The organism is Psychrobacillus sp. NPDC058041, from assembly GCF_042885655.1.
Taxonomy (GTDB): Bacteria; Bacillota; Bacilli; order Bacillales_A; family Planococcaceae; genus Psychrobacillus.
In genome coordinates this window covers 159,532-180,288 of sequence record NZ_JBHVRO010000002.1, presented here as the reverse complement: position 1 = coordinate 180,288, position 20,757 = coordinate 159,532, and the positions used below count along the sequence as shown (strand labels likewise).

The window sequence follows — 20,757 nt, the reverse complement described above, 5'->3', positions numbered from 1 at the left end:
AAAAAAGAAGGTTAATCCTTTTTGAATCAACGCCCCCTGAGTTGATCTCATAATGTATAACCTATTTTATTTATTCCAACTATTCCACGTTTTAGAGGTATTATATCTATTGAATTAGTTTGAAATGATATTTTTGAGAAGCTCGAAATATAAAAAGACTCTGTTTGAAAAGATTTTGTTTCAAATAAATGATAACCTGCTCGTTGCAATACATACTCTGGTACAATATAGTCCTGATCAACAAAGTTAAAAAATGTCCAACCTTTTTCTATGGCAATGGCTAGTATTAATTTATTTCCTTGTTGGTATATCACCGTTCCCATCAGTCCTCCAATAAAGTTACCAATTAGTCCACCTAAAATCGGAATTGGTATTAGGGCTTGTCCAGCAATTGTTCCAAATACTCCAAAACTTATAATTACTGTATCTCTAATACATCTTTCAGCATATTCAGATTGAGTGATTTCTCCTTTATATAGAAGAACTCCATTTTTGATTGAATTTACAGCCATAACAGTGGCAGCACCAATAACAATTGGAGAGACATTTATCATTACTTCACCAAATAACCCTGATTTACAACTTATAGTTATAAAAGAAGCAATGCCAGCGCGTAAGCCGTTCCAAGTAGCATCTGAAGCCACTTCAACACCCATTTTACGAATATTATCCAGATCTATTTCACCTGTATTCACACTTTCAACTAACATTTCATAAAAGTAAGGTCCTGCCTTTATTACTGTGCTAATTAGAACAGCATTGAATGCAACTTCTCCTGACTTTCTTGCAATGTCAGAAAACTTTATTAAGGAATGTGTATCTAAACCGTATTTATGTGGATCATATTTTTTTTCTTTTAAGTCTATAGCAAGTTGTTTTGCTTCATGTTCTGTTAATGGGGTGGAGCTACTTCTATTTACATTTAGACTGTCACTTACATTTTTTGCGGTATGCTCATATTGTAGAGCTTGACTCGGTCGGATATCTGCATTTCTAGCTGATAATTTAAGGGCATGAGACTTTACCTCATCTAACTGATCTTTCGGTACAATCTTTTCCAAACCATCAAATTTTGGATTACTGATTGCTTTAGCAGTTTCCTTTGCATTTTTATAAAACTTTAATTGAGAATCAAAATGATTACCAGTATCTCCATAAGATACATCAACCGTTCCTCTGTTTCTTGGAACATTAGCAAATACCGACTTATCTCCTTTAATCCAAGAGTTAATCTTTAAAGTTTCTGCATGCCAATACTCAGCAACATCTCCTTTTAAGTAATTAATTCCTTTATTTTCATTATTATTCATAAATTCTTGGAATATTGTTGTCGAATTGTTGACCGCTTCTTCGATTTCCTTTATGTATATATCCCCTTCACTAGAACCAAAACCGCCACTCCATGCTTCTATATACTTATGGAATTCCTTATTAAATTCAGTCATTTAGATTTATCCCTTTGTTTTGGAACTAGCCATTCTTCTACCGCTTCTTTCAAGAATAGATCTGCAACTAGAGATGTCGAGGCTTTCTGTAACTCTTTAATCATCTTCTTCCTTTTGAAAAATTTCGTTATGAATAATGTAGGGAGAATTAGTTGAAAAATAGGAGCAAATAAAAAACCTCTAGTAACCAATGTACTAGAAACTACCCCAGTAATTACACCTGTACCACTTATTAAACCTAATTGTTTAGCGACCTCAATCGTTTCTTTAACATCAATTTTATTGAAATCCGCAAAAATGATTGCTTTATTCCCATCGAAGCCATAGCATAATCCACCATTTCTATGCTTTAAATCAATAAAATTTAGATAATCGGAAGTTAATTTATTTTCTTTTGAACTACCTATAGCTAGTACCCAATGTTTAGATCCAATTGTCATTTCGTTATCTTCAAATTGTTTGATCGTCCAAAAAGCAGTATTACAATTTTCTAATTTTGAAAGTTCATGAGTCATCTCTCTAGCTACCGCTTTATATTTATCAGGTGCAACCACAATTATCATTTTTTCAAGACTTTGTCCAAACATCCTCGTTCCCCCTAGTACTAACTAAATAGAAATAAGTTTATTGATACTTTTAGTATAGTACAATTATCCCGAAAAATCTCATATTTCTAAGTTACTACACAATATTCTCAAAGTATTCGCATAATGAACTTTAATAAAAAACTTAGTTCCTAAATAGAAATTCATTTTCGTGAATAGTAAAATAAAACATTAAAATATCCACCTACCTTGTTGGTTGGTGGATTCATTATTATTAAATTATATATGTGCATCACTCTTAAGTATTCAAAATGAACAAATAATCATTTTACAGAAGTGCTTAAGTGTGATCATATACGTTTTCGACAAAATAATCGCCTCTTATGAGATGATTTAGATTTACTCTTCTTTCATATCCATCTGAATTAAGTGTTTGCATTACAGACATTTACAGGATAGCTTATATGTCTTCTTCTTTGGATTCACTTCATCCGGAAAAATTTTCATAATAAAAAGCCACACCCTACTGGATGTGACCTTTAAATATATATAGATAATCAAATTGATTGTCATTAAATTAAAATTCCGGGTTTTGAACTTGACCTGAATGTACATTTGTTGAATCTATTACTTCAGTATTTTTAAAGAAAATCAAGAAAGAAATCAAAACGAACAACAAGCTAAAACTCAAAAATAATATAAACAGTGCAATCCAAATAGAATTAACGATATTCATTGCTACAAACACTACTGTACCATTTTCTAGCAAGACTTGATAAACAATAGTGGTAAGAACAGTTAGAAAACCTGAAATTAATGCCAATATAGAAACAATTATAAATTCACTTCTGTAATTACCATCTTCCATTATTTCTTTTACAATTTTAGTATTAAAGATAGACGCTAAAACACTTAGACAAGCACCATAAAAACCTAGACTTATACTTGATAGTAGCAGAACACCCTCTAATGCTTTTTCAAATCCATCAAATTTAAATAAAGGTAAATAGAAAAATACTAAACAGCCTACGATTATGGAAATACTACAAGAAATAAAAATTAAAGTGTAACTTAATCGCATTTAGTTCATCCTCAGTATTTTATTTTTGTAACCTCCAAATTCTTCTACATCATATAGTCTTACCATATCTTCAAAAACCCTATAGGCATTTAATTGTCTAGCAGCTGCCAAGTCAAATGTAGTGTGAGCTTCTAGTTTATGATTAATTAAATCAATCGGTTCCACTGGTGATTCTTCATGCTCTCTTGAATTAATTCTTAAACGTTGAACATTCGGATCATCGATATAATCTTCAAGCAACTGGACAGAAAATTCTGAGTCAATTTCTTCAGCTCTACCTGGGCGTGAGTTAAATGTAATTTCTACATTATCTATACCTTCTGGTCTTTGATCAAATAATCTTTCTATGATTCCGATAGCTTTATCACCAACCACTTTAGTTGATATTTTTCTATATGCTGTTTGCGTAAAAGCTCGTCTTCTTGCTGTTGAATCCGAAATCATTGCAATTGAAAAATTATTAGCAACCCCTGCCTCACTCACTAATGATTCGATGAATGAACTAATTGCAGTAGGTCCTAACGAGTCCCTATTCCTTTGTATCATTAAAATGTGATTTATTGGATCATACAAAACACTAGCCTCATGACCAATATATTCATCATCATCTAAATCAAGCATTTCTGAATCCCCATGTAATGTTGTCCTATTAGGCAAAGCATAATTTAACCTTTCAAAGGTTAAATGGTAATACTGTGTTGCGATATCTATGCTTACTTCAGATAATCTTGCAGGCTCAAAATTGTAGGTGTAGACATGTTTATACTCTTGATCCCCCGCACCAGAGTTTCCTCGCGCAGCTATATATTGAACTCTAATGTGTTCAAATATTGGAGCTAAATTGATTGGTACCTCATTTCTATTTTCTAATCTTGTTATAGGTTTAAAGAAATTAAAACCTACTCTTTTTATTCTAGACATTCATCATCTTCTCCCTTCAATTGTCACTATTCGACAAGCAAGAAAAAAGTCCTTCTAATTTTCCAAAATAAATAAAACTACTCAGACATTTTCATCAAGTGGTATTTGAAAGGGAGAAAAGAACTTTATCACGGTTCTTTATACTCTTATAATAAAATGAATTTACAATACTCACCATTCACGCTATTGGGTGTCAGTAAAGTGAAAATATTATTTCATTTACGAATCGAATCGTCTTAACTATCTCGGCATGCTTCTTATAGATGTAACTGGAACTGTAGTTAAGCTCCTCTGTGATTTCTACGAGTGTCTTACCATCTATATATTTATAGTTGGGTTGGGCTTTTCTCATATCTTCAAAATTAATCATTTTGCTTTAATCAGATAAACATCTATGGTCTCTACATTTTAATCACTTTTTGTTCTTTTATTTTCAAATAAATAGTTGGCTTCGGTACCCCTGTAAGCTTAACAATATCAGCAACAGTCATACCGTTTGCTTCTCTTGCACCCATCAATTTTAATGCTTGTTGTACTTTCTTTTCAGGTTGTCCAATACGGCCCATATGTTTCCCTGCTGCCTTTGCTCGTTTCCTACCTTCACTTGTTCTTTCAACAATAATATCACGCTCAAATTGTGCAAAGCTTCCTAAGATGTTGAACATCAATTTGTTTAGACTTGTGTTGTCCTTACCTGCTCCAAACGTTATGTTGTCCCGAAGGAAAACAACACTAACACCTGTCTCGTTTAATTCTGCAACAATTTTATTTAAGTCGATAATGCTTCTAGCTAGTCGATCGATTTTCGTGACAAACACTGTATCTCCTTCACGAACATATTCAAGTAATTCTTTTAACTTGATACGATTCTTTGTACTTGTGCCAGTTACTTTCTCGACGAATAATTTTACACATCCTGCTTCTTTTAAAGTTTCGATTTGTGTTGTTAATTCTTGACCTTCACTAGAAACGCGACCATACCCAACTTTTTCACCCACAATTCCACTCCTCTGTCTAATTGTTAGTAATGTTTTGTACTATTAGTTATATACAAACTTTTAGACAAATATTCGTTCGAATATGGAATACATTTCGAGTGAATTAAAGATGGTCTATTTCTTAACACTTTTAGACTTTGTATAGGAATTACTTACTTTGATCTACCTGTAAAATATTGATAGTTTTCCAAAAGAAAAAAGGACCAAACTGGTCCTTTTCGTAGAATTCTAATTCAATTAAAGCACCCGTTAGTTGAATAAGCACCTTCTCATTTATTACACATTATGGTCGAACTATGAAATAAATTATTCTTCTGTAGTAGCAATGCAACCTGGATATAGTTCGGAAAAGTTATTGATACACCACCCAGAAAGGAATTGAAAAACAATCGCCAAATCGACTATTTTCTTCTCGCTCAAATTTTGGATTTCCTTCTAATTTTTTAACTTCTTCTTTATCCTAATACACTGTATTGCTAAAAGGCACTTCACCTTCAAATTCTTCTACAATGTCTCCCATGTCACTCCCAGTAAGATTGTGATAGTATACCTTTGCATCTTCTTCTGAATAGTATGCAACCCGTTCATAATCCTTCATTTTGAATACTTTCATTTGCATTATTATACGGGCTTCGTCCAATGCATTTTGCTTTTCCTTTTGTGTAAAATCATTTATGTTAGCCAACTTCATTTCCTCCTTTCGGTTTAAATCCACGTATATTTGCATAAGCTTTATATGCTAGAGCTCTTCAGCCGGGAAAGTCTGAATTTTGCTCTAGCCTTTGTTTAGTTCAACTTACAAATGAACTGTGATGTTACTTTATTGCAAAATTAGTCGAACTACATCCTAGGTTTCAGCCCTTTTTAATGGAAGGAAGAGCATTTAAATTATCTGTTCTAACAAATAAGTTCATATAATTTGTATCCTGAATTCTTATTATTTTCTCTACATCCTTCTTAAACTAACCTGCTGCTTTAGTTCAACAAGAAAAAGAACCACCTAAGAAGTTTAACGATTTTTAAGTATAGTATTGATATAAATATCGGAAAATTCAATATTTTTTGTTGTCCCTCTAAATTAAAGGGTTTATAATTCTAAGAAACAGATTTAATGATAACTCGGCTACATAAGCTATTTTTAATAAAAATACTTCTCTTAGAAGATTGCATCCTTTGTACTTATAATAAATAAATGAGGAATGAAAATGAATATTAATAATATAACTGATCTATTTAGAAATAATAAAGATATCGAATTCATTAAAAAAGTAATTGATAGCGTTAGCTCACCTATTTGGTATATGGATTTCAAAAAAAATACTCTATGGGTTTCAAATGAAGTTGCCAAAATATATGGACATACACAAAAGGATTTTGAAAAAAATCCTCAATTATGGAAAAATCTCGTTTGTCCAGAAGATATGAATCTAGTTGATAGTCACATAGAAAAGCTATTATCAGGTATATCGTCTGATACTGAGTACAGAATTATTCGATCAGATGGGGTTATTAGATGGGTTCAAAATAGCGTCAATATTGTAAAAAACAAGAAAGGAAAAGTTGATTTAACTCTTGGTATCTTATTCGATATTACCGACCAAAAAACTGCAACAGAAAAATTAGGGATTTCACAAAATATTTCAAAACAAGTTGAAAAAGACAATGATTGCATAGCCTTTTATGATTATCTAACAGGTCTACCTAACCGAAATATGTTACATTCACGTCTTCCAAATGAATTAACGGGTGCCGCTGAGAAGAAACAGAGCATGGCTGTGTTAATGATTGATCTTGATCGTTTCAAAGTAATCAATGATTCTTTAGGACATAATGCAGGCGATCTTCTGTTGAAAGAAGTGACGAAGCGTTTAAAGTCATCCATACATCGAAACGATGTCATTTTCCGTCATAGTGGAGATGAATTTATCATAGTTTTATCTGATGCCGATAAAACAATTGCTTCAAAGGTGGCTCAACGAGTTCTTAATGTTCTTGCAGGTACTTATAAGATAGAAAATCATGAAATTTTCAATACTTCAAGTATAGGTATTAGCCTCTTCCCCGAAAACGGGGAGACCGTCGAGACTTTGATTAAACATGCTGATTTTGCTATGTATCAAGCAAAAAAAGCAGGTAAAAACAATTATCAGTTTTACTTGATAAATGAACACGAATTCAATCCATTGCAAATGGAAGTGGATCTTTATAAAGCAATTGAACACGATGAGTTCCTGTTACACTATCAACCAAAAATCAGTTTGAAAACCGGTAATATACTTGGCGTAGAGGCTTTAATCCGCTGGAATCATCCAGAGAGTGGAATGATATCACCTGCAACATTTATCCCTATTTCTGAAGAAACCGGATTAATTATACCTATCGGTGAATGGGTTTTGTATACTGCATGCAAACAAAATAAAGCATGGCAACAAAAAGGGTTTAAAACAGTTATGGCTGTGAATATATCCGCCAGGCAGTTCACGCAGTCCAATTTCGTTAACTTGGTAGCCACTATTCTAAAAGAAACAGGTCTCAAACCTCAATATCTGGAACTTGAGATTACCGAAAGCATGACAACGGATATTGAATGTACCATTTCAACATTACAGCAGCTTAAGCAATTAGGCGTTCGCATAAGCATTGATGACTTTGGAACAGGATTTAGTTCGTTAAACTATTTAAAACAATTCCCTATTGATACATTAAAAATAGACCAATCGTTTGTCAGAGGACTTTATAACAATCCTAACGATGAAACGATTGTTAAAACCATCATTTCAATGGCACATAATTTACACTTGAACGTAGTCGCGGAAGGTATCGAAACGAAGGAACAACTTGTGTTTCTGCAACAGCATCTATGTAACGAAGGACAAGGTTATTTCTTTAGTAAACCCTTACTTGCAAATGAATTAGAAGAAGTATTGCAAGGAATCCAACAAATTGTAAAAGAATATGGAGTTTCTCAAGACATTAAGGATCGAATGTGGGCAGAAGAATTAATACAGATAGCAAAAAAGGAAATTCAAGATACGGTTCGACTGCAACAAGGAATGATATTTAAGTATAAAAAAATCTCTGGTCAATTTATTCACACACTTTGTGATGGTGATTTAATGTACCGACTAGGTTTAATTCCAAATCAAGTGGTTGGAAAAACAGTACACGAGTTTCTTCCAACTGAAAGTGCTATGGAAAAAACAAAATATTATCAGAGAGCTTGGGAAGGAGAAGAACTTGTTACGTACGAGAGCATGATTAATGGAATATTTTATTTGGCTGCTTTACGTCCGATAAAACGAAGTGGAGAAGTGATAGAAGTCATTGGATCATGTGTAGATATAACAGAACGCAAAAAAGTCGAGGAAGCTTTGAGAGAAAGTGAATACAAATATCGCTTAATTACAGAAAACATGACTGACTCAATTATGTTATTTGACATTAACGGACATGTTTTGTATGCATCCCCATCTAACGTAAAAGTAATTGGTTTTTCCCAAAAAGATGTTGTTAACAATAATATAATAGATAGAATACATCCCGATGACGTTCCATTATTATTAATGAAATTTTACCAGATTGGCAAAACGAAATCTCCCTTACAAGTGGAATTTCGTTTGTTACATGATAATGGGTATTGGATCTTAATGGAGTGTATGGGTACACCTGTAATTGGAGGAAATGGTGAAACGGAGCATATTATTGTGGTTGGTAGAGATATCACAGAAAAAAGAAATGCAGAAGAACAGCTTTCTAAGACAGAAAAATTAACTGTGGTAGGGGAACTTGCTGCTGGTGTCGCCCATGAAATAAGAAATCCTCTTACATCAATAAGAGGCCTTATTCAGCTATTACAACAAGGAATAATTAAACAAGAATTCTTTGAAGTCATTTATGATGAGTTTAATCGTCTTGAGGATATTATTAAAGAGTTTCTTAATCTCGCACAGCCAAAAGATATTCAAATAAAGAAGATTAATCCTAAAAAGCTACTAAAAGATGTTGAGATACTGATGGAATCAGAGGCAAACTTACAAAATGTACAAATATTCAGTCAAGTTGAACCAAACATTCCTCTGATTTGGTGCGATATTAACCAAATCAAACAAGTACTTATTAACCTAATTAAAAATAGTATTGAAGCAATTCATAATGGAGGTTGCGTGAACATCCAAGCCATTAAAGAGAAGTCAAATGTATTGATAAAGATCATCGATAATGGTGTTGGAATTAATGAGGAACGACTCAAAAAATTGGGGGAACCTTTTTTTAGTAACAAAGAAAAAGGGACAGGCTTAGGTTTAATGTTATGTTTAAGGATCATAAGTCTGCATAAGGGGACTATCACATTCATAAGTGAAAAAAATCAAGGAACAACTGTTGAAATTCGGTTGCCCCTTTGTTAAAATAATAGCTAACTTTATTGGCAACGACTTCTTTTTCCGACAGAACGCTTAAATTTAGAAATTACAGAAAGTGTAGCTTTACATGATATTGAAATTACAATTGGTGAGCTAGAAAACTAAGAAAACTAGGAATTAAGGTGTCTTTAGATGACTTCGGTACAGGATATTCATCTCTCAGTTACTTAAATAAACTACCAATTGATTTCTTATAATCGATTAATCATTCGTTAGAAATTTCGAAAATAACAAATACAGCTATTGTAAAAGCAATTATTAGTGTTGCCCACACTTTAAAAATGCTAGATAAACAGAGCGAATAGACAGTAAATATTTAGATATTGACTCAACACTTTCTGAAAATCGAATTATGTATACTAAAAATTAGTTCGTAAAAATAAAATGTATTTAAACTAAAGAGCCTTACTACATATTAAAATGTAGTAAGGCTCAGTATTATTAAAAGAAATTAAATGACTTTATATATATTCGTGGAAATCTAATTCGTGATATAAGTTTCTTCTTAAATATAGGTAGAACTAAAATGTTTCTTCATACTCTCTGACTAGTTTATAAAAAGTTGTCATGTGAGTTTAATTTCTTACACTAAGCCCTAGCCCCATTAGTTGAAGAGCCCATTTAATATTGGGTGGTTAGAAGACCTATTGAAACACCTATTCTATATACTTTTGCACTTAATTTTATATCCATCAGTAAACCCCTAAATTTCTTAATTATATTCCACTATTTTCGGATAGTGCCTTCTTGAACTAAACTGCACCATTAGTTTAAGTGTAACATTTCACAATCTTAAAGGCTGTAAAGGCATCAATTCTTTTTTGGATCGACGCCCCCGTTTGTTTAAGTATATTACTTCACAACTTTCGAGGGTTCTGATAATCCAGTAGTAATCCACGCTTTTACTGTCCCTACGATGGCAGCTCCAAAAAATTTAAGTATTAAATCCTTACTTAATCTTTGATCTTTTCCTTTGGTTATATCTACTTCCCCCCTCTACTCTCTTACTCCTCGATTACAAATTCTAAGAAATGGCTGCGAAAAACAGTGGCTCCTTTACTTACTAACATTATATAAAAGAATGAATAATTACGTTCAAAATATTCAAACCACATCAGATTTCCATCAGCAAAACTTAATTCAGCAGTTGATTATAATCGTACACACTTCACCATTTAGCTTCTTTTTCATCTGAGGGTTCGTTTTTGGAATATGGTAGATCCTTTATTGTAGTTTACTATCCGAATCGTTTCTTGCACAGATACCTGTTTCTTATTTTAACTGACAAAAAAGAGCTCCCTCATGAGGGATAACTACCTTCGTTTAAGATTACTATGAAAAGGTAGGAGCAGGGAATTCATCAATTCTCATACGAAGTAAACTGTATGGTTTTTTCCGCAGGTCTCTTCCATAATGAAATCTCGCCTGCCGATGTAATTGATTCACTATTACATATAAGTATTGATCGGGGCCAATCGAAAAAGTATCCGGCCATAAAATTCTAGGGTCATGTGCGATGGTTTCCATTACGCCATTCGGCAATATCTTTCGGATACTGTTGTTTTCATAGTCTCCCGCATAAATGGTTCCTTTTGCGCCGGTGATCATTCCATCAGAAGCGCCTTTTTCCCCCCAATACTGCACATATTGGGATAAATTAATGTCCTGTATCCTTCTGTCTCTTAGGGCTTCTGTTGAGATCGAGAACAGCTGTCGGCTGGTTAGCGGAGCATAAAATAAAACCTTTCCATCAGAAGAAATTGCTAAACTATCGGAAGCCAATCTAAATGGGAAAGTCGAGCCGTCCGGGTTTCGATTCATCAAAATTTCACCTTCTACTTTCGGTAAAAAATAGGGATCAGGTGAGGTTGATATTGCCCCATTTAACCGTCTAAACGCGTTCCCACTTTCTAAATCTACGACGATAATGCCCCCTGTCCCTCTGGAAGAAGAATCCGTAATATATGCATAGCCTGCTCTTCCAACCCGAAAATCCAAACGGACATCATTCAAATAAGTCGTTAGCAAGACAACATCTTCTGTAAAGGTATATACTCTCCTTATTGTATTCGTGCTTAAATCAACAGCAACTAATTTTGCTCCCCCTTGAATAGGTTCAGAAAAATTTGGTGCTCCTGTGTCTAATACCCAAAGTGTTCCTCTTCCATCAGCAACGATACTTTGGACACTGACGAGAGACATCGTAATATTTCTAGTATTAACCAAATTAGCTTCAAAACTGGGATAAGGCTGCAATTCACCCTCAACAATTTCCGCCACAGTAAATTGAACGTTGTCTCCCCATTTCGGAAAGCAAACAAAAATACGACCAGTTTCGGAAACGCTGACACCTGTAGGCATAGCCCCATAAAAAGTATGCACCAGTTCAAACTGCCCAAAATATTTTTCCATAGGTAATATAGGTTGCATGATATCCTCCTCATCAAATTCGAACGAATATACCTATATATGTTGAGATTTTCATTTAATGCCTGGTACTTGATAATTTTTTCTATCGTGATTGGATGGGACAATCCATGTTTAAACAACAAATTAACAATTGAATCAATTGCACTTATTAAATAATATTCCATATGTGCAATTTCTATAAAGGAATACAATTATAATTCTCTCCAAAATCCTAAAAAAAAGCACCTCATAAGAGATGCTCGAAAACTAACCCGCTATATTTACGGTTTTAGCACAACTTTTATACAGTCTTCCATTTTGGTGTCAAAAACTTCATAGCCATGCTTAGCTTGATCTAAAGGAAGTACATGAGTGACAATATCGCTTGGATCAACCTTACCTTCCGCAATTAAATTATATAAATGCGGCATGTAGTGAATAACTGGAGCTTGGCCAGTCCTAATATTCACATTTCGTTGAAAGATGTCACCTAATGGGAATGCATTATAACGTGCCCCGTAAACTCCTGTAATTTGAATTGTTCCACCTTTTCGAACAGCTTGACTTGCAATTACTAGAGCTCCCATTGCTCCTCCTTGTAATTTTAGACCAGATGCAAGAAATTCCAGTGGAGTCATTTTTCCACTCATTCCTACGCAGTCAATGACTACATCTGCTCCCCCCTGTGTTATTTCTCTTAAATATTCACCACAATTTTCATGATCTTCAAAGTTAACAATCTCCACGTTATTCGTACGTTTTGCATGTTTTAAACGATAACTAACGTAATCAACTGCAATTACTCTTTTCGCACCTTTTAACCACGCGAATTTTTGTGCTAACAGACCAACTGGACCGCATCCTAAAATTACAACCGTATCCCCTGCTTTCACTCCCGCATTGTCTACACTCCAAAATGCTGTACTTGCAGCATCTGCAAGTAACACTAAACTTTCATCTGCTACTTCACTGTTTTCTGGAATCTTAAAAGGGGTAAAATTAGCATATGGAACTCGCATAAATTCCGCTTGACCACCTGGGAACCCTCCCGTCGTGTCTGAGTAGCCAAAATATGCGCCCATTTCTCCATTTTCATTCGCATTGTCACATTGACTTTCTAATTCATGATTACAGTACCAACACTGACCACATGCTATATTAAATGGGATGATAACGCGGTCCCCTTTTTTAACTTTCGTTACATCCTTACCGACTTCTTCTACAATTCCCATAGGTTCATGTCCAATAACATAATCCTCTCCAAGGTTTGGTATCATCCCATGAATTAAGTGTAAGTCTGATCCGCAAATGGCAGTAGTAGTCAGTTTAACTATGATATCATCCACTTTTTGGATGCTTGGATCTTTCACGTTCTTTACCTGAACATTTTTAACACCTTGAAAAGTAACAGCTTTCATTATTTAAATCTCCTTCTTTATTCATTATTTCTTCGGTGGGCTTGGAAACATTCCTTTCCGGTTTGTAACGCCCGGAAAGAGATTTAAATTAGCTATATCTACTGCATTTTGAGCAGATTTTATATCCAATTGTTTTTGAAGTTCCAAATCGTATGGGTTTAACCATTGTTTTTTCATCATGAGATCTGCAATATCGAAATATAAGGCAATGGTTACATCAAGTTGTTCCTGTAATAATTTTCTAATTGTAGGTGTTGCTGTTTCTGTCAATGCAATTGAAAGATTTCTAACTCCAGTTTTTGTTGATAGCAAAAATTCAAGGGCAATACCTGAATCAGTAAGTTCAGGCATGCCAACAGAATTTATAGGATCTAAATAGTCATTCATACGAACCGACCTCCGATTATTTTAACTCAGAATTTGAATATAATTTAACCATTGCAGTTAAAGCTGGTATAGATTGTTTTACGTCCTTCTCCATTAGTGCTTTAAGATCTTGGTCAAAAACGATACCTTGCATCATTTTAGATTTAAGTAAACATACTGTCTTAAAATTTATTACTTCATGAAATTCCAAAATTTCATGAAGTGCTAATTTTTTTTCAAACATTCCTCCACCTCCGAATTTTTTCATCAATTGAATATTACCCCAAAAATGAGGTTTTATTCAGTATAATTGAGGTTTTTAAATGGTGTGTATTATAAAAAAAGTTTTAAAATCTTTCTGAGAAATCTCTCATTGGATTTTTATTCATGACTAATCTTTTTCCATTTTGTTTAAAAAGGTTCTATCTTGAACAAAATGGGTTGAAAAAGAAAGGTATTTGAGCTATGTTTTCATTTTTAAAACGAAAGAATCAAAAAAACGATAGAAAGATTCAAGAGATAAACAATCAAAATCAATCTAACAATAGACCACCCAACCTCATTGAAAGCTCTTTGTCCAAGAATCTTGAAGTCATTAAACAAAAAACAGGAAACAGTTCAGATATCATTATCCGCCCGTTAAAAATTGGTCATAATTCCAATATAAAAATGGCTATTTTATATGTAAAAGGATTGGTTGACAATCAATTGGTTAACGATTTTGTAATCGATTCAATTATGAATAACCAAAATTTAAATGAAAAGTTCATATCACAAGACGTGTTAGAAGTTCTTACCGAAGATGTAATTGCTGTAGGCGGAATTAAAGTAGTTAGTGACTGGGAACAACTATATACTGCATTAATGTCGGGTGAAACTATTACTCTCATCGATGGAATAAGCAAAGGGATTTGTTCGAGCACACAAGGTGGACAGAGACGGTCTGTTCAGGAATCTACTACAAATGTTTCTATTCGAGGTTCTAAAGAAGCGTTTAACGAGTCAATAGAGACAAATATAGCTATGGTTCGTCGAATAATTAACAATACAGATTTATGGGTTGAGTCCATTAATATTGGCAAAATGACAAATACAGAAGTTTCAATTATGTATATAAATGGCATCGCAAAGAATGAAATCATAGAAGAAGTACGTAAACGTTTAAAAAGAATAAACATTGATGGCATCTTAGAATCCGGATATATTGAACAGCTAATAGAAGATCAAACAAATACTACTTTTCCTACTATACATCATACAGAGAGGCCAGATAGTGTCGCGGGAAATTTATTAGAAGGTAGGATTGCCATTTTTGTAAATGGGACTCCTTTTGTTTTGCTGGTACCTGCCCTATTTCTAGATTTTTTTCAATCAGTTGAAGATTATTATGAACGTTTTGATATCTCAACAGCTATTCGCTTTTTACGTATTGTGATCTTCTTAATATCCCTTGTCGGCCCTGCTATATACATCGCAGCTACCACCTTTCATCAGGAGATGATTCCAACAAAATTGGTTATTATTATTGCTGCACAAAGGGAATCTGTTCCGTTTCCAGCATTTATTGAAGCACTCATAATGGAAATAACTTTTGAAATTTTAAGAGAAGCCGGCATTCGCATGCCTAAAGCTATGGGTTCCACTATATCTATAGTAGGAGCACTTGTCATTGGACAGGCAGCGATACAGGCTGGCATTGTGTCACCTGCAATGGTAATAGTAGTCTCTTTGACAGCAATAGCCAGTTTTGCGACCCCTTCCTATGCAGTTGCAATATCTGCCCGTTTGGTTAGATTTATTTTTATGGTCAGTGCAGCAACATTTGGTTTTTATGGAATTATTCTAGTGTTTATTCTGCTGATAGTTCACTTATGCAGCCTGCGTTCGTTCGGTGTTCCATATATGTCACCTCTTGCACCATTCATCCGTGAGGAAGCAGGTGATACCATTTTCCGAAGACCAATTTGGGCTTACAAGAAAAGACCACGATTGATGAGCGGCCAAAACAGGGTTAGTCAAGGGGAAGATCAGAAACCACAGCCTCCTCGTACTCGTATTATGAAAAATACTATTAACATGGAAAAAGGTGAACGGAATGAATCATAAATGGATTCTTCTTTTCTTGATTATTACAAGCACAGTTTTCATCTCAGGGTGTTGGAGTCAAAAAGAGTTAAATGAACTAGCGATAATATCTGCCATGGCGATTGACAAAAATGAAGAGGGTAAGTATGTCAAGACCATTCAACTTGTCAATCCTAGAAACGTAGCGGGAGGACTTCAAGGTGGAGGAAGTGGCCAAAGCCCCACAGTTACCGTTTACACAGCTATGGGAGACAGTGTTTTGGAAGCACATTTCCATGCGACATCTAAAATCTCAAGAAGGCTATATCACGCACATGCAAATCTAATTGTTATTAGTGAGGAGTTAGCAAAAGAAGAAGGCATTACAGATATTTTAGATGCATTTGAACGTGATCCAGAAATTCGAATGACGTCAAGGGTTGTAATATCCCATCAAACAAAAGCAGGTGATCTTCTTAAATCTTTGACTGCCATTGATACGATTCCAGCCGAGAAAGTGACCGGAACTTTACAGACTACAGAAAGAGCAAGAGGAGAAAGTATGGAAGTTACCCTTCAGGACGTTATTACTACTCTCACCTCTGCAGGGAAAGAAACAGTTATTAGCGGATTTAGCTTAAAAGGAGATATCCAACAAGGAAAAAAGATGGAAAATATTCAACAGTCTGAACTGGATACCACTCTTGAATCTGACGGACTGGCCATTTTTAAAGAAGGAAAGTTGGTTGACTGGTATCAAGGTGAGATGTCTAGAGGAGTAGTATGGATCTTGGATAAAATCCAACAGACAGATGTGATATTAGACTGGAAAGGACAGAAAAACACCTTGACTTACAACGTGGTCCGTCAAAAAACAAAAGTCTCAGCTGATACAACAAACGACCTCCCTGTCATTACAGTTAATGTACGTGCGGAAGGTGATATTCGCGAAGTAAGGTCACAAATTGATCTAACAGATCCTTATGAGATTTTGGATATAGAAAAGGAATTAGAAAAAGAAATTAAAAAGCAATTAGCAAACACTGTTACAAGAACGCAGCAAAACAAATCAGATATTTTTGGATTTGGGGAAGTGGTTCATCGTTCTGATCCAGAAAAATGGAAAAAGATGAAGAACGATTGGAATGACACATATTTTCCAAACTTAAAGGTAAATGTGAAGGTAGAAGCATTTATACGACGTTCTGGTAATAGAACTAATTCATATCTTTCAGATATGAAACAATAATTGTCAAGAAATGGAGTGAAAAATCATTGGAAAAGGCAAAAATCAGCGCATATCAGCTATTCATTCTAATTGTCTTGTTTGAACTTGGTAGTGCCTTGTTGGTACCTATTGCAATAGAAGCAAATCAGGATGCATGGCTTGCTATTTTGATCGGTATGGTTGGTGGTTTTTGCTTATATTTGGTCTATCATGGTCTCTACTCCTATTATCCAGACACACCTCCTACTGAATATATACAAAAAATTATAGGAAGTTTTTTTGGAAAAATATTGGCCTTCATTTACGTACTCTATTTTATCTATCTTTCTGCAAGAGTGTTGAGGGATTTCGGAGAAATGCTAATTACATCCTTTTATTGGGAAGCTCCTTTGTTTATTTTGAATACATTGATGGTTCTTTTAGTTATATATACAATTCGTAAGGGTATTGAGGTTTTAGCGCGAACAAGTGAATTACTATTTGTTCTAATCTTTTTACTTGGGTTTAGCGGTCTTTTTTTAATAGTTTTTTCCGGGATAATACAAATTTCTAATTTAGAACCTGTGCTTGAAGAAGGTATCAAACCTGTTATAAAAACGACATTTACTCAAACCCTGTACTTTCCATTTGGTGAGGTGATTATATTTGCTATGATCCTCCCCTATTTAAATCGACCGAAAAAAGTGAAACGAATTGGTTTATTAGCAATAGGATTAAGCGGGCTCATATTAGCTTCAGTCATGGCCATAAATGTTAGTGTACTTGGTGTAAATAACATTACCCGTTCACCCTTCCCCCTTCTTTCTACTATACAAACAATTGAAGTAGCCGGTTTTTTAGAACGGTTAGATGTTTATTTTATATTAATAACGGTTATCGGTGTATTTTTTAAAATGTGTGTGTTTCTCTATGCATCTGTAGTAGGAACAGCCAATTTATTTAAAGTCAAAGAATCCGCACGATTAGCTTTCCCATTAGGACTAGCCATCCTGATTCTATCCATAACAATCGCCAGTAATTTTTCTGAACATGTTAAAGAAGGGCTTCATGTTATTACCCTTTATTTGCATCTCCCGCTTCAAGTAATTATTCCAATTCTGTTACTTTTGATTGCATTTATTAAGAACAAAAAAAAAGAAAAGCAAGCATAGAAAAAATTTATTTCCAAAAAAGAAGTATCGTTTAGTGGAGCGTGATAAAAAATGAAAATAATCGGTATTTCTATTCTGATGTTCGTCTTTTTAACTGTTTTTTCTCTATGCATGGACATTCTTTTAGGATTTGACCTAAACACCTCCATTAATAATGCTATTAGACCTTTTCTGGTAATGGAAGTAACAGAAATAGTTATTTTCTTTCTCTTAATAGTTCTCATGGTTGTTGGTCCAGTACGTACTTTTTATAAAAAAAGAAAAAAGAAACAACAGAGATAAAAAATATGTAAGTATATTACTATACAGTTCTATTGGTTTGTTTGTACATAATCTTCTTGGTTTTAGCTCACGGCTTGCCCATTCTAATTTCAAAGTAGGACAACAATTATTTAGGTTATTGCCTTACATACATATCAATCTTTCGATTAAGATATAAAATAACTTCGAGGTAAGTCCCTGCTTGGAATAAATTACTGAGTAATAAACACCAAATTGCCGTTCATACTTTACAAACTAGATCCAAATCAGTCAGGAAAGTCTGATATTGTTCTAGTCTTTTTTTGTTATTTAAAGGAAACTACGGTTGTTGAACTGTTCATTAATCTACGGCTACTTCTTCATCACTTACTAATTTTGTCAAGCAACAATAGTAGTGGTGAGCTAGTTTGATTTAGTTTTTGAAAAAAATGTCTTTTTCCAGATTGTTATAAGAAAAGTGATGGATGATTCTATCCTTGTTTTGGAAAATGTAAGCAAGATTACAGCTTTCGGTAATGTAACTATTAGTGTAGGTTGTACCTGAACTATTTTTATCATCTTTGAAATAACAGAATTTGCTTCTTTTACACCAGGCATAGATACGGTTTCAACTAATTTTGACTAATTAAATTTATCGTAATAAGATTTGAGAGTGGTGAACCAGATGTAAATGGTTCACCACTTTTCTTTTAAAAACCTAGTTCAGTTGTCGAAGTGGAAAACAAGAAAAGTTCAATACCAGTTCTAATCACAGCTTGGTTCAAATGCGACATAAAATCTCCAATTCTCTTATTAAACTAACCTGTTCCTTTAGTTGAATAAGAAAAAATGTTTTACTCCTTCTTGAAGTAAAGCACCCATTAGCTTAATTAGTGCCTGCTGCTAGCCATGCGATGCTCCACATAATAAGAGTAAACGATACCCTACGAATTCCTCCTTTTAGAAAAAATTCGTTACCAGTGTTCAAAATACCTTCTCTAAAAATCATCAACTTCTATTAAGCAAGTAACTGGCCATTATTATTTGAATCAATGTTGTAAATTACCAATGAAAATTTACTGTTCTTCACATTACCACTAATATAGGAGAACGATTTATACTAATGTAAAAGACAAAGAGGTGGATGAATTTGTGCGGTAGATATACTTTATTTGCAAATTTTGATACTTTAATTGAACGTTTCGATATCGACATCACTGTGGAGGAGAGTCTTTACCTACCTAGCTATAATATCGCACCTTCCCAATCAATTACTGCAGTTATCAGTGATGGAGAACATAATCGAATGGGTAAATTAAAATGGGGGCTGGTACCTTCATGGGCTAAAGATGAAAAAATAGGTTATAAAATGATTAACGCCAGATCCGAAACGGTCGATGACAAACCTAGTTTTAGACAATCTTTTATAAAACGACGTTGTTTAATACCGATGGACTCTTTCTTTGAATGGAAAACGACTGATGCAGGGAAATTACCTATGCGGATCAAATTGAGATCGAATGAAGTATTTGCAGTTGCAGGGTTATGGGAGACGTGGAAGTCACCTAGCGGAGAGAACCTTCATTCCTGTACCCTACTTACAACCGAGCCGAATGAATTAATGTTGGGCATTCATAATCGCATGCCTGTCATTATAAAAAGAGAGAATGAAAGTGACTGGTTAAATCCGTTACTCCAAGACAAATACAAACTGAAAAGTTTATTAGCACCATATGATGCTGAATTAATGGAAGCATTTCCTGTTTCGTCGGAAGTGAATTCACCAAAGAATAATCATAGTGGTTTGATTAATGTAAGTGTATAACAGAAAATATCGCCTGTTAGTGAAATAAGAAATTTTATTTTATCCATTTTAAAAACACCGCCCAGAACGATTGGTCGGTGTTTTTCTTTGTCTCTCAATTATTTAGTCTAGTGTTATTATTTACTCCATTTCTCCATATCACCCATTACCACTTTTATTGTGCCTTCATGCTCATTTTTGATTTCCACTCGCTCTCTCCATCTTTCAGGTTGACGATTCTTCAACCAAAAGATCTGTGCAGTGACGTCTGGGGCTTGTGATTTTACAATTCGTTTTACTATAACCATCTCACCCGCATGATTCTTCCCCCATGTTTCCTCTTCGTATTTGTAACCTATTGCCCGCTTCAATAACGAATTTTCTACTTGTTCATCAATAACCTTCTTGCCCTTCTTAATGGCATCGGCAAAATCGGGAAATCTGTCTTGCCACTCGTACAATGTCGCAGCGTTTATCCCTATTTTATTAGCAATTTGTTTATTAATTAATCCCTCTTCCGACCATTCATTCACTTGTTTTAATCCTTTTTCAGTCAGCCAATAGGTGTAAAGAGGTTTTCGACCGATTCTTTTTTTCTCTAATTGCATATTGAGAGTTCCCCTTTCATAATGAACCTATTAATCTGTGCACATTATCCATATAAAG

General features: G+C 34.2%; 18 protein-coding genes. 7 read left to right on the top strand and 11 right to left on the bottom strand.

Going from position 1 to position 20,757, the window contains the following annotated elements; all coding sequences use genetic code 11:
- Positions 1-47 precede the first annotated feature (47 nt).
- From ACFVR1_RS03385 to ACFVR1_RS03360, 6 genes are all read right to left on the bottom strand, one after another.
- Positions 48-1,445 (bottom strand): hypothetical protein, encoded by a 1,398-nt coding sequence (locus ACFVR1_RS03385; protein WP_387580366.1) that lies wholly within the window; start codon positions 1,443-1,445, stop codon positions 48-50.
- Positions 1,442-2,032 carry a hypothetical protein gene (locus ACFVR1_RS03380; RefSeq protein ID WP_387580363.1) on the bottom strand — a complete coding sequence of 197 codons (591 nt, stop codon included), beginning with the start codon at positions 2,030-2,032 and terminating at the stop codon, positions 1,442-1,444. The genes ACFVR1_RS03385 and ACFVR1_RS03380 overlap by 4 nt, the downstream gene beginning before the upstream one ends.
- A 535-nt stretch (positions 2,033-2,567) precedes the next feature.
- Entirely contained in the window at positions 2,568-3,071 is a 504-nt protein-coding gene (locus tag ACFVR1_RS03375; RefSeq protein WP_387580361.1) for a hypothetical protein, read from the bottom strand.
- A complete protein-coding gene (locus tag ACFVR1_RS03370) occupies positions 3,072-3,992 on the bottom strand; it encodes a DUF6731 family protein (RefSeq protein WP_387580358.1) in 921 nt (306 codons plus the stop codon). It lies immediately after the preceding gene.
- A 401-nt stretch (positions 3,993-4,393) separates the two neighbouring features.
- Entirely contained in the window at positions 4,394-4,990 is a 597-nt protein-coding gene (locus ACFVR1_RS03365) for a recombinase family protein (protein ID WP_387580355.1), read from the bottom strand.
- A gap of 460 nt (positions 4,991-5,450) precedes the next feature.
- Positions 5,451-5,675 (bottom strand): hypothetical protein, encoded by a 225-nt coding sequence (locus ACFVR1_RS03360; RefSeq protein ID WP_387580353.1) that lies wholly within the window; start codon positions 5,673-5,675, stop codon positions 5,451-5,453.
- 520 nt (positions 5,676-6,195) lie between these two features.
- Here ACFVR1_RS03360 and ACFVR1_RS03355 point away from each other — a divergent pair.
- A complete protein-coding gene (locus ACFVR1_RS03355; RefSeq protein ID WP_387580351.1) occupies positions 6,196-9,396 on the top strand; it encodes an EAL domain-containing protein in 3,201 nt (1,066 codons plus the stop codon).
- A 137-nt stretch (positions 9,397-9,533) separates the two neighbouring features.
- Complete coding sequence (locus tag ACFVR1_RS03350; RefSeq protein ID WP_387581221.1) at positions 9,534-9,608, top strand: hypothetical protein; 75 nt, start codon at positions 9,534-9,536, stop codon at positions 9,606-9,608.
- 1,135 nt (positions 9,609-10,743) lie between these two features.
- Here the strand turns inward: ACFVR1_RS03350 and ACFVR1_RS03345 are convergent.
- From ACFVR1_RS03345 to ACFVR1_RS03330, 4 genes are all read right to left on the bottom strand, one after another.
- On the bottom strand, positions 10,744-11,841 hold the full coding sequence (locus tag ACFVR1_RS03345; protein ID WP_387580349.1) for an L-dopachrome tautomerase-related protein: 1,098 nt from the start codon (positions 11,839-11,841) through the stop codon (positions 10,744-10,746).
- Between the two features lie 260 nt (positions 11,842-12,101).
- Positions 12,102-13,238 (bottom strand): zinc-dependent alcohol dehydrogenase, encoded by a 1,137-nt coding sequence (locus tag ACFVR1_RS03340; RefSeq protein WP_387580347.1) that lies wholly within the window; start codon positions 13,236-13,238, stop codon positions 12,102-12,104.
- A 24-nt stretch (positions 13,239-13,262) separates the two neighbouring features.
- Positions 13,263-13,625 (bottom strand): spore coat protein, encoded by a 363-nt coding sequence (locus ACFVR1_RS03335; protein ID WP_387580345.1) that lies wholly within the window; start codon positions 13,623-13,625, stop codon positions 13,263-13,265.
- Positions 13,626-13,641: 16 nt separating this feature from the next.
- Positions 13,642-13,848 (bottom strand): spore coat protein, encoded by a 207-nt coding sequence (locus tag ACFVR1_RS03330; protein WP_387581219.1) that lies wholly within the window; start codon positions 13,846-13,848, stop codon positions 13,642-13,644.
- Positions 13,849-14,069: 221 nt separating this feature from the next.
- Here ACFVR1_RS03330 and ACFVR1_RS03325 point away from each other — a divergent pair, with 221 nt between their 5' ends.
- The 5 genes from ACFVR1_RS03325 (at position 14,070) to ACFVR1_RS03305 (ending at position 20,112) form a co-directional block, all read left to right on the top strand.
- Positions 14,070-15,710 carry a spore germination protein gene (locus ACFVR1_RS03325; protein ID WP_387580343.1) on the top strand — a complete coding sequence of 547 codons (1,641 nt, stop codon included), beginning with the start codon at positions 14,070-14,072 and terminating at the stop codon, positions 15,708-15,710.
- The gene (locus ACFVR1_RS03320; RefSeq protein WP_387580340.1) at positions 15,700-16,917 is read left to right on the top strand and encodes a Ger(x)C family spore germination protein; all 1,218 of its coding nucleotides are present in this window, start codon (positions 15,700-15,702) and stop codon (positions 16,915-16,917) included. The genes ACFVR1_RS03325 and ACFVR1_RS03320 overlap by 11 nt, the downstream gene beginning before the upstream one ends.
- Before the next feature lie 26 nt (positions 16,918-16,943).
- Positions 16,944-18,047, top strand: a complete 1,104-nt coding sequence (locus ACFVR1_RS03315) for a GerAB/ArcD/ProY family transporter (protein ID WP_387580337.1) — start codon at positions 16,944-16,946, stop codon at positions 18,045-18,047.
- 51 nt (positions 18,048-18,098) lie between these two features.
- Positions 18,099-18,329, top strand: coding sequence for a YczF family membrane protein (locus tag ACFVR1_RS03310; RefSeq protein WP_387580334.1), 231 nt, complete (start codon positions 18,099-18,101; stop codon positions 18,327-18,329).
- Positions 18,330-19,437: 1,108 nt separating this feature from the next.
- Entirely contained in the window at positions 19,438-20,112 is a 675-nt protein-coding gene (locus ACFVR1_RS03305; RefSeq protein ID WP_387580332.1) for an SOS response-associated peptidase, read from the top strand.
- Positions 20,113-20,228: 116 nt separating this feature from the next.
- Here the strand turns inward: ACFVR1_RS03305 and ACFVR1_RS03300 are convergent, their stop codons facing one another.
- A complete protein-coding gene (locus ACFVR1_RS03300; protein WP_387580330.1) occupies positions 20,229-20,699 on the bottom strand; it encodes a hypothetical protein in 471 nt (156 codons plus the stop codon).
- Positions 20,700-20,757: the final 58 nt, after the last annotated feature.

Bases quoted from the DNA above. Each gene is read 5' to 3' on its own strand.
- ACFVR1_RS03300 (WP_387580330.1), bottom strand. From the start codon at position 20,699: ATGCAATTAGAGAAAAAAAGAATCGGTCGAAAACCTCTTTACACCTAT.
- ACFVR1_RS03370 (WP_387580358.1), bottom strand. From the start codon at position 3,992: ATGTCTAGAATAAAAAGAGTAGGTTTTAATTTCTTTAAACCTATAACA.
- ACFVR1_RS03340 (WP_387580347.1), bottom strand. From the start codon at position 13,238: ATGAAAGCTGTTACTTTTCAAGGTGTTAAAAATGTTCAGGTAAAGAAC.
- ACFVR1_RS03325 (WP_387580343.1), top strand. From the start codon at position 14,070: ATGTTTTCATTTTTAAAACGAAAGAATCAAAAAAACGATAGAAAGATT.
- ACFVR1_RS03375 (WP_387580361.1), bottom strand. From the start codon at position 3,071: ATGCGATTAAGTTACACTTTAATTTTTATTTCTTGTAGTATTTCCATA.
- ACFVR1_RS03355 (WP_387580351.1), top strand. From the start codon at position 6,196: ATGAATATTAATAATATAACTGATCTATTTAGAAATAATAAAGATATC.
- ACFVR1_RS03320 (WP_387580340.1), top strand. From the start codon at position 15,700: ATGAATCATAAATGGATTCTTCTTTTCTTGATTATTACAAGCACAGTT.
- ACFVR1_RS03310 (WP_387580334.1), top strand. From the start codon at position 18,099: ATGAAAATAATCGGTATTTCTATTCTGATGTTCGTCTTTTTAACTGTT.
- ACFVR1_RS03335 (WP_387580345.1), bottom strand. From the start codon at position 13,625: ATGAATGACTATTTAGATCCTATAAATTCTGTTGGCATGCCTGAACTT.
- ACFVR1_RS03345 (WP_387580349.1), bottom strand. From the start codon at position 11,841: ATGCAACCTATATTACCTATGGAAAAATATTTTGGGCAGTTTGAACTG.
- ACFVR1_RS03385 (WP_387580366.1), bottom strand. From the start codon at position 1,445: ATGACTGAATTTAATAAGGAATTCCATAAGTATATAGAAGCATGGAGT.
- ACFVR1_RS03330 (WP_387581219.1), bottom strand. From the start codon at position 13,848: ATGTTTGAAAAAAAATTAGCACTTCATGAAATTTTGGAATTTCATGAA.
- ACFVR1_RS03380 (WP_387580363.1), bottom strand. From the start codon at position 2,032: ATGTTTGGACAAAGTCTTGAAAAAATGATAATTGTGGTTGCACCTGAT.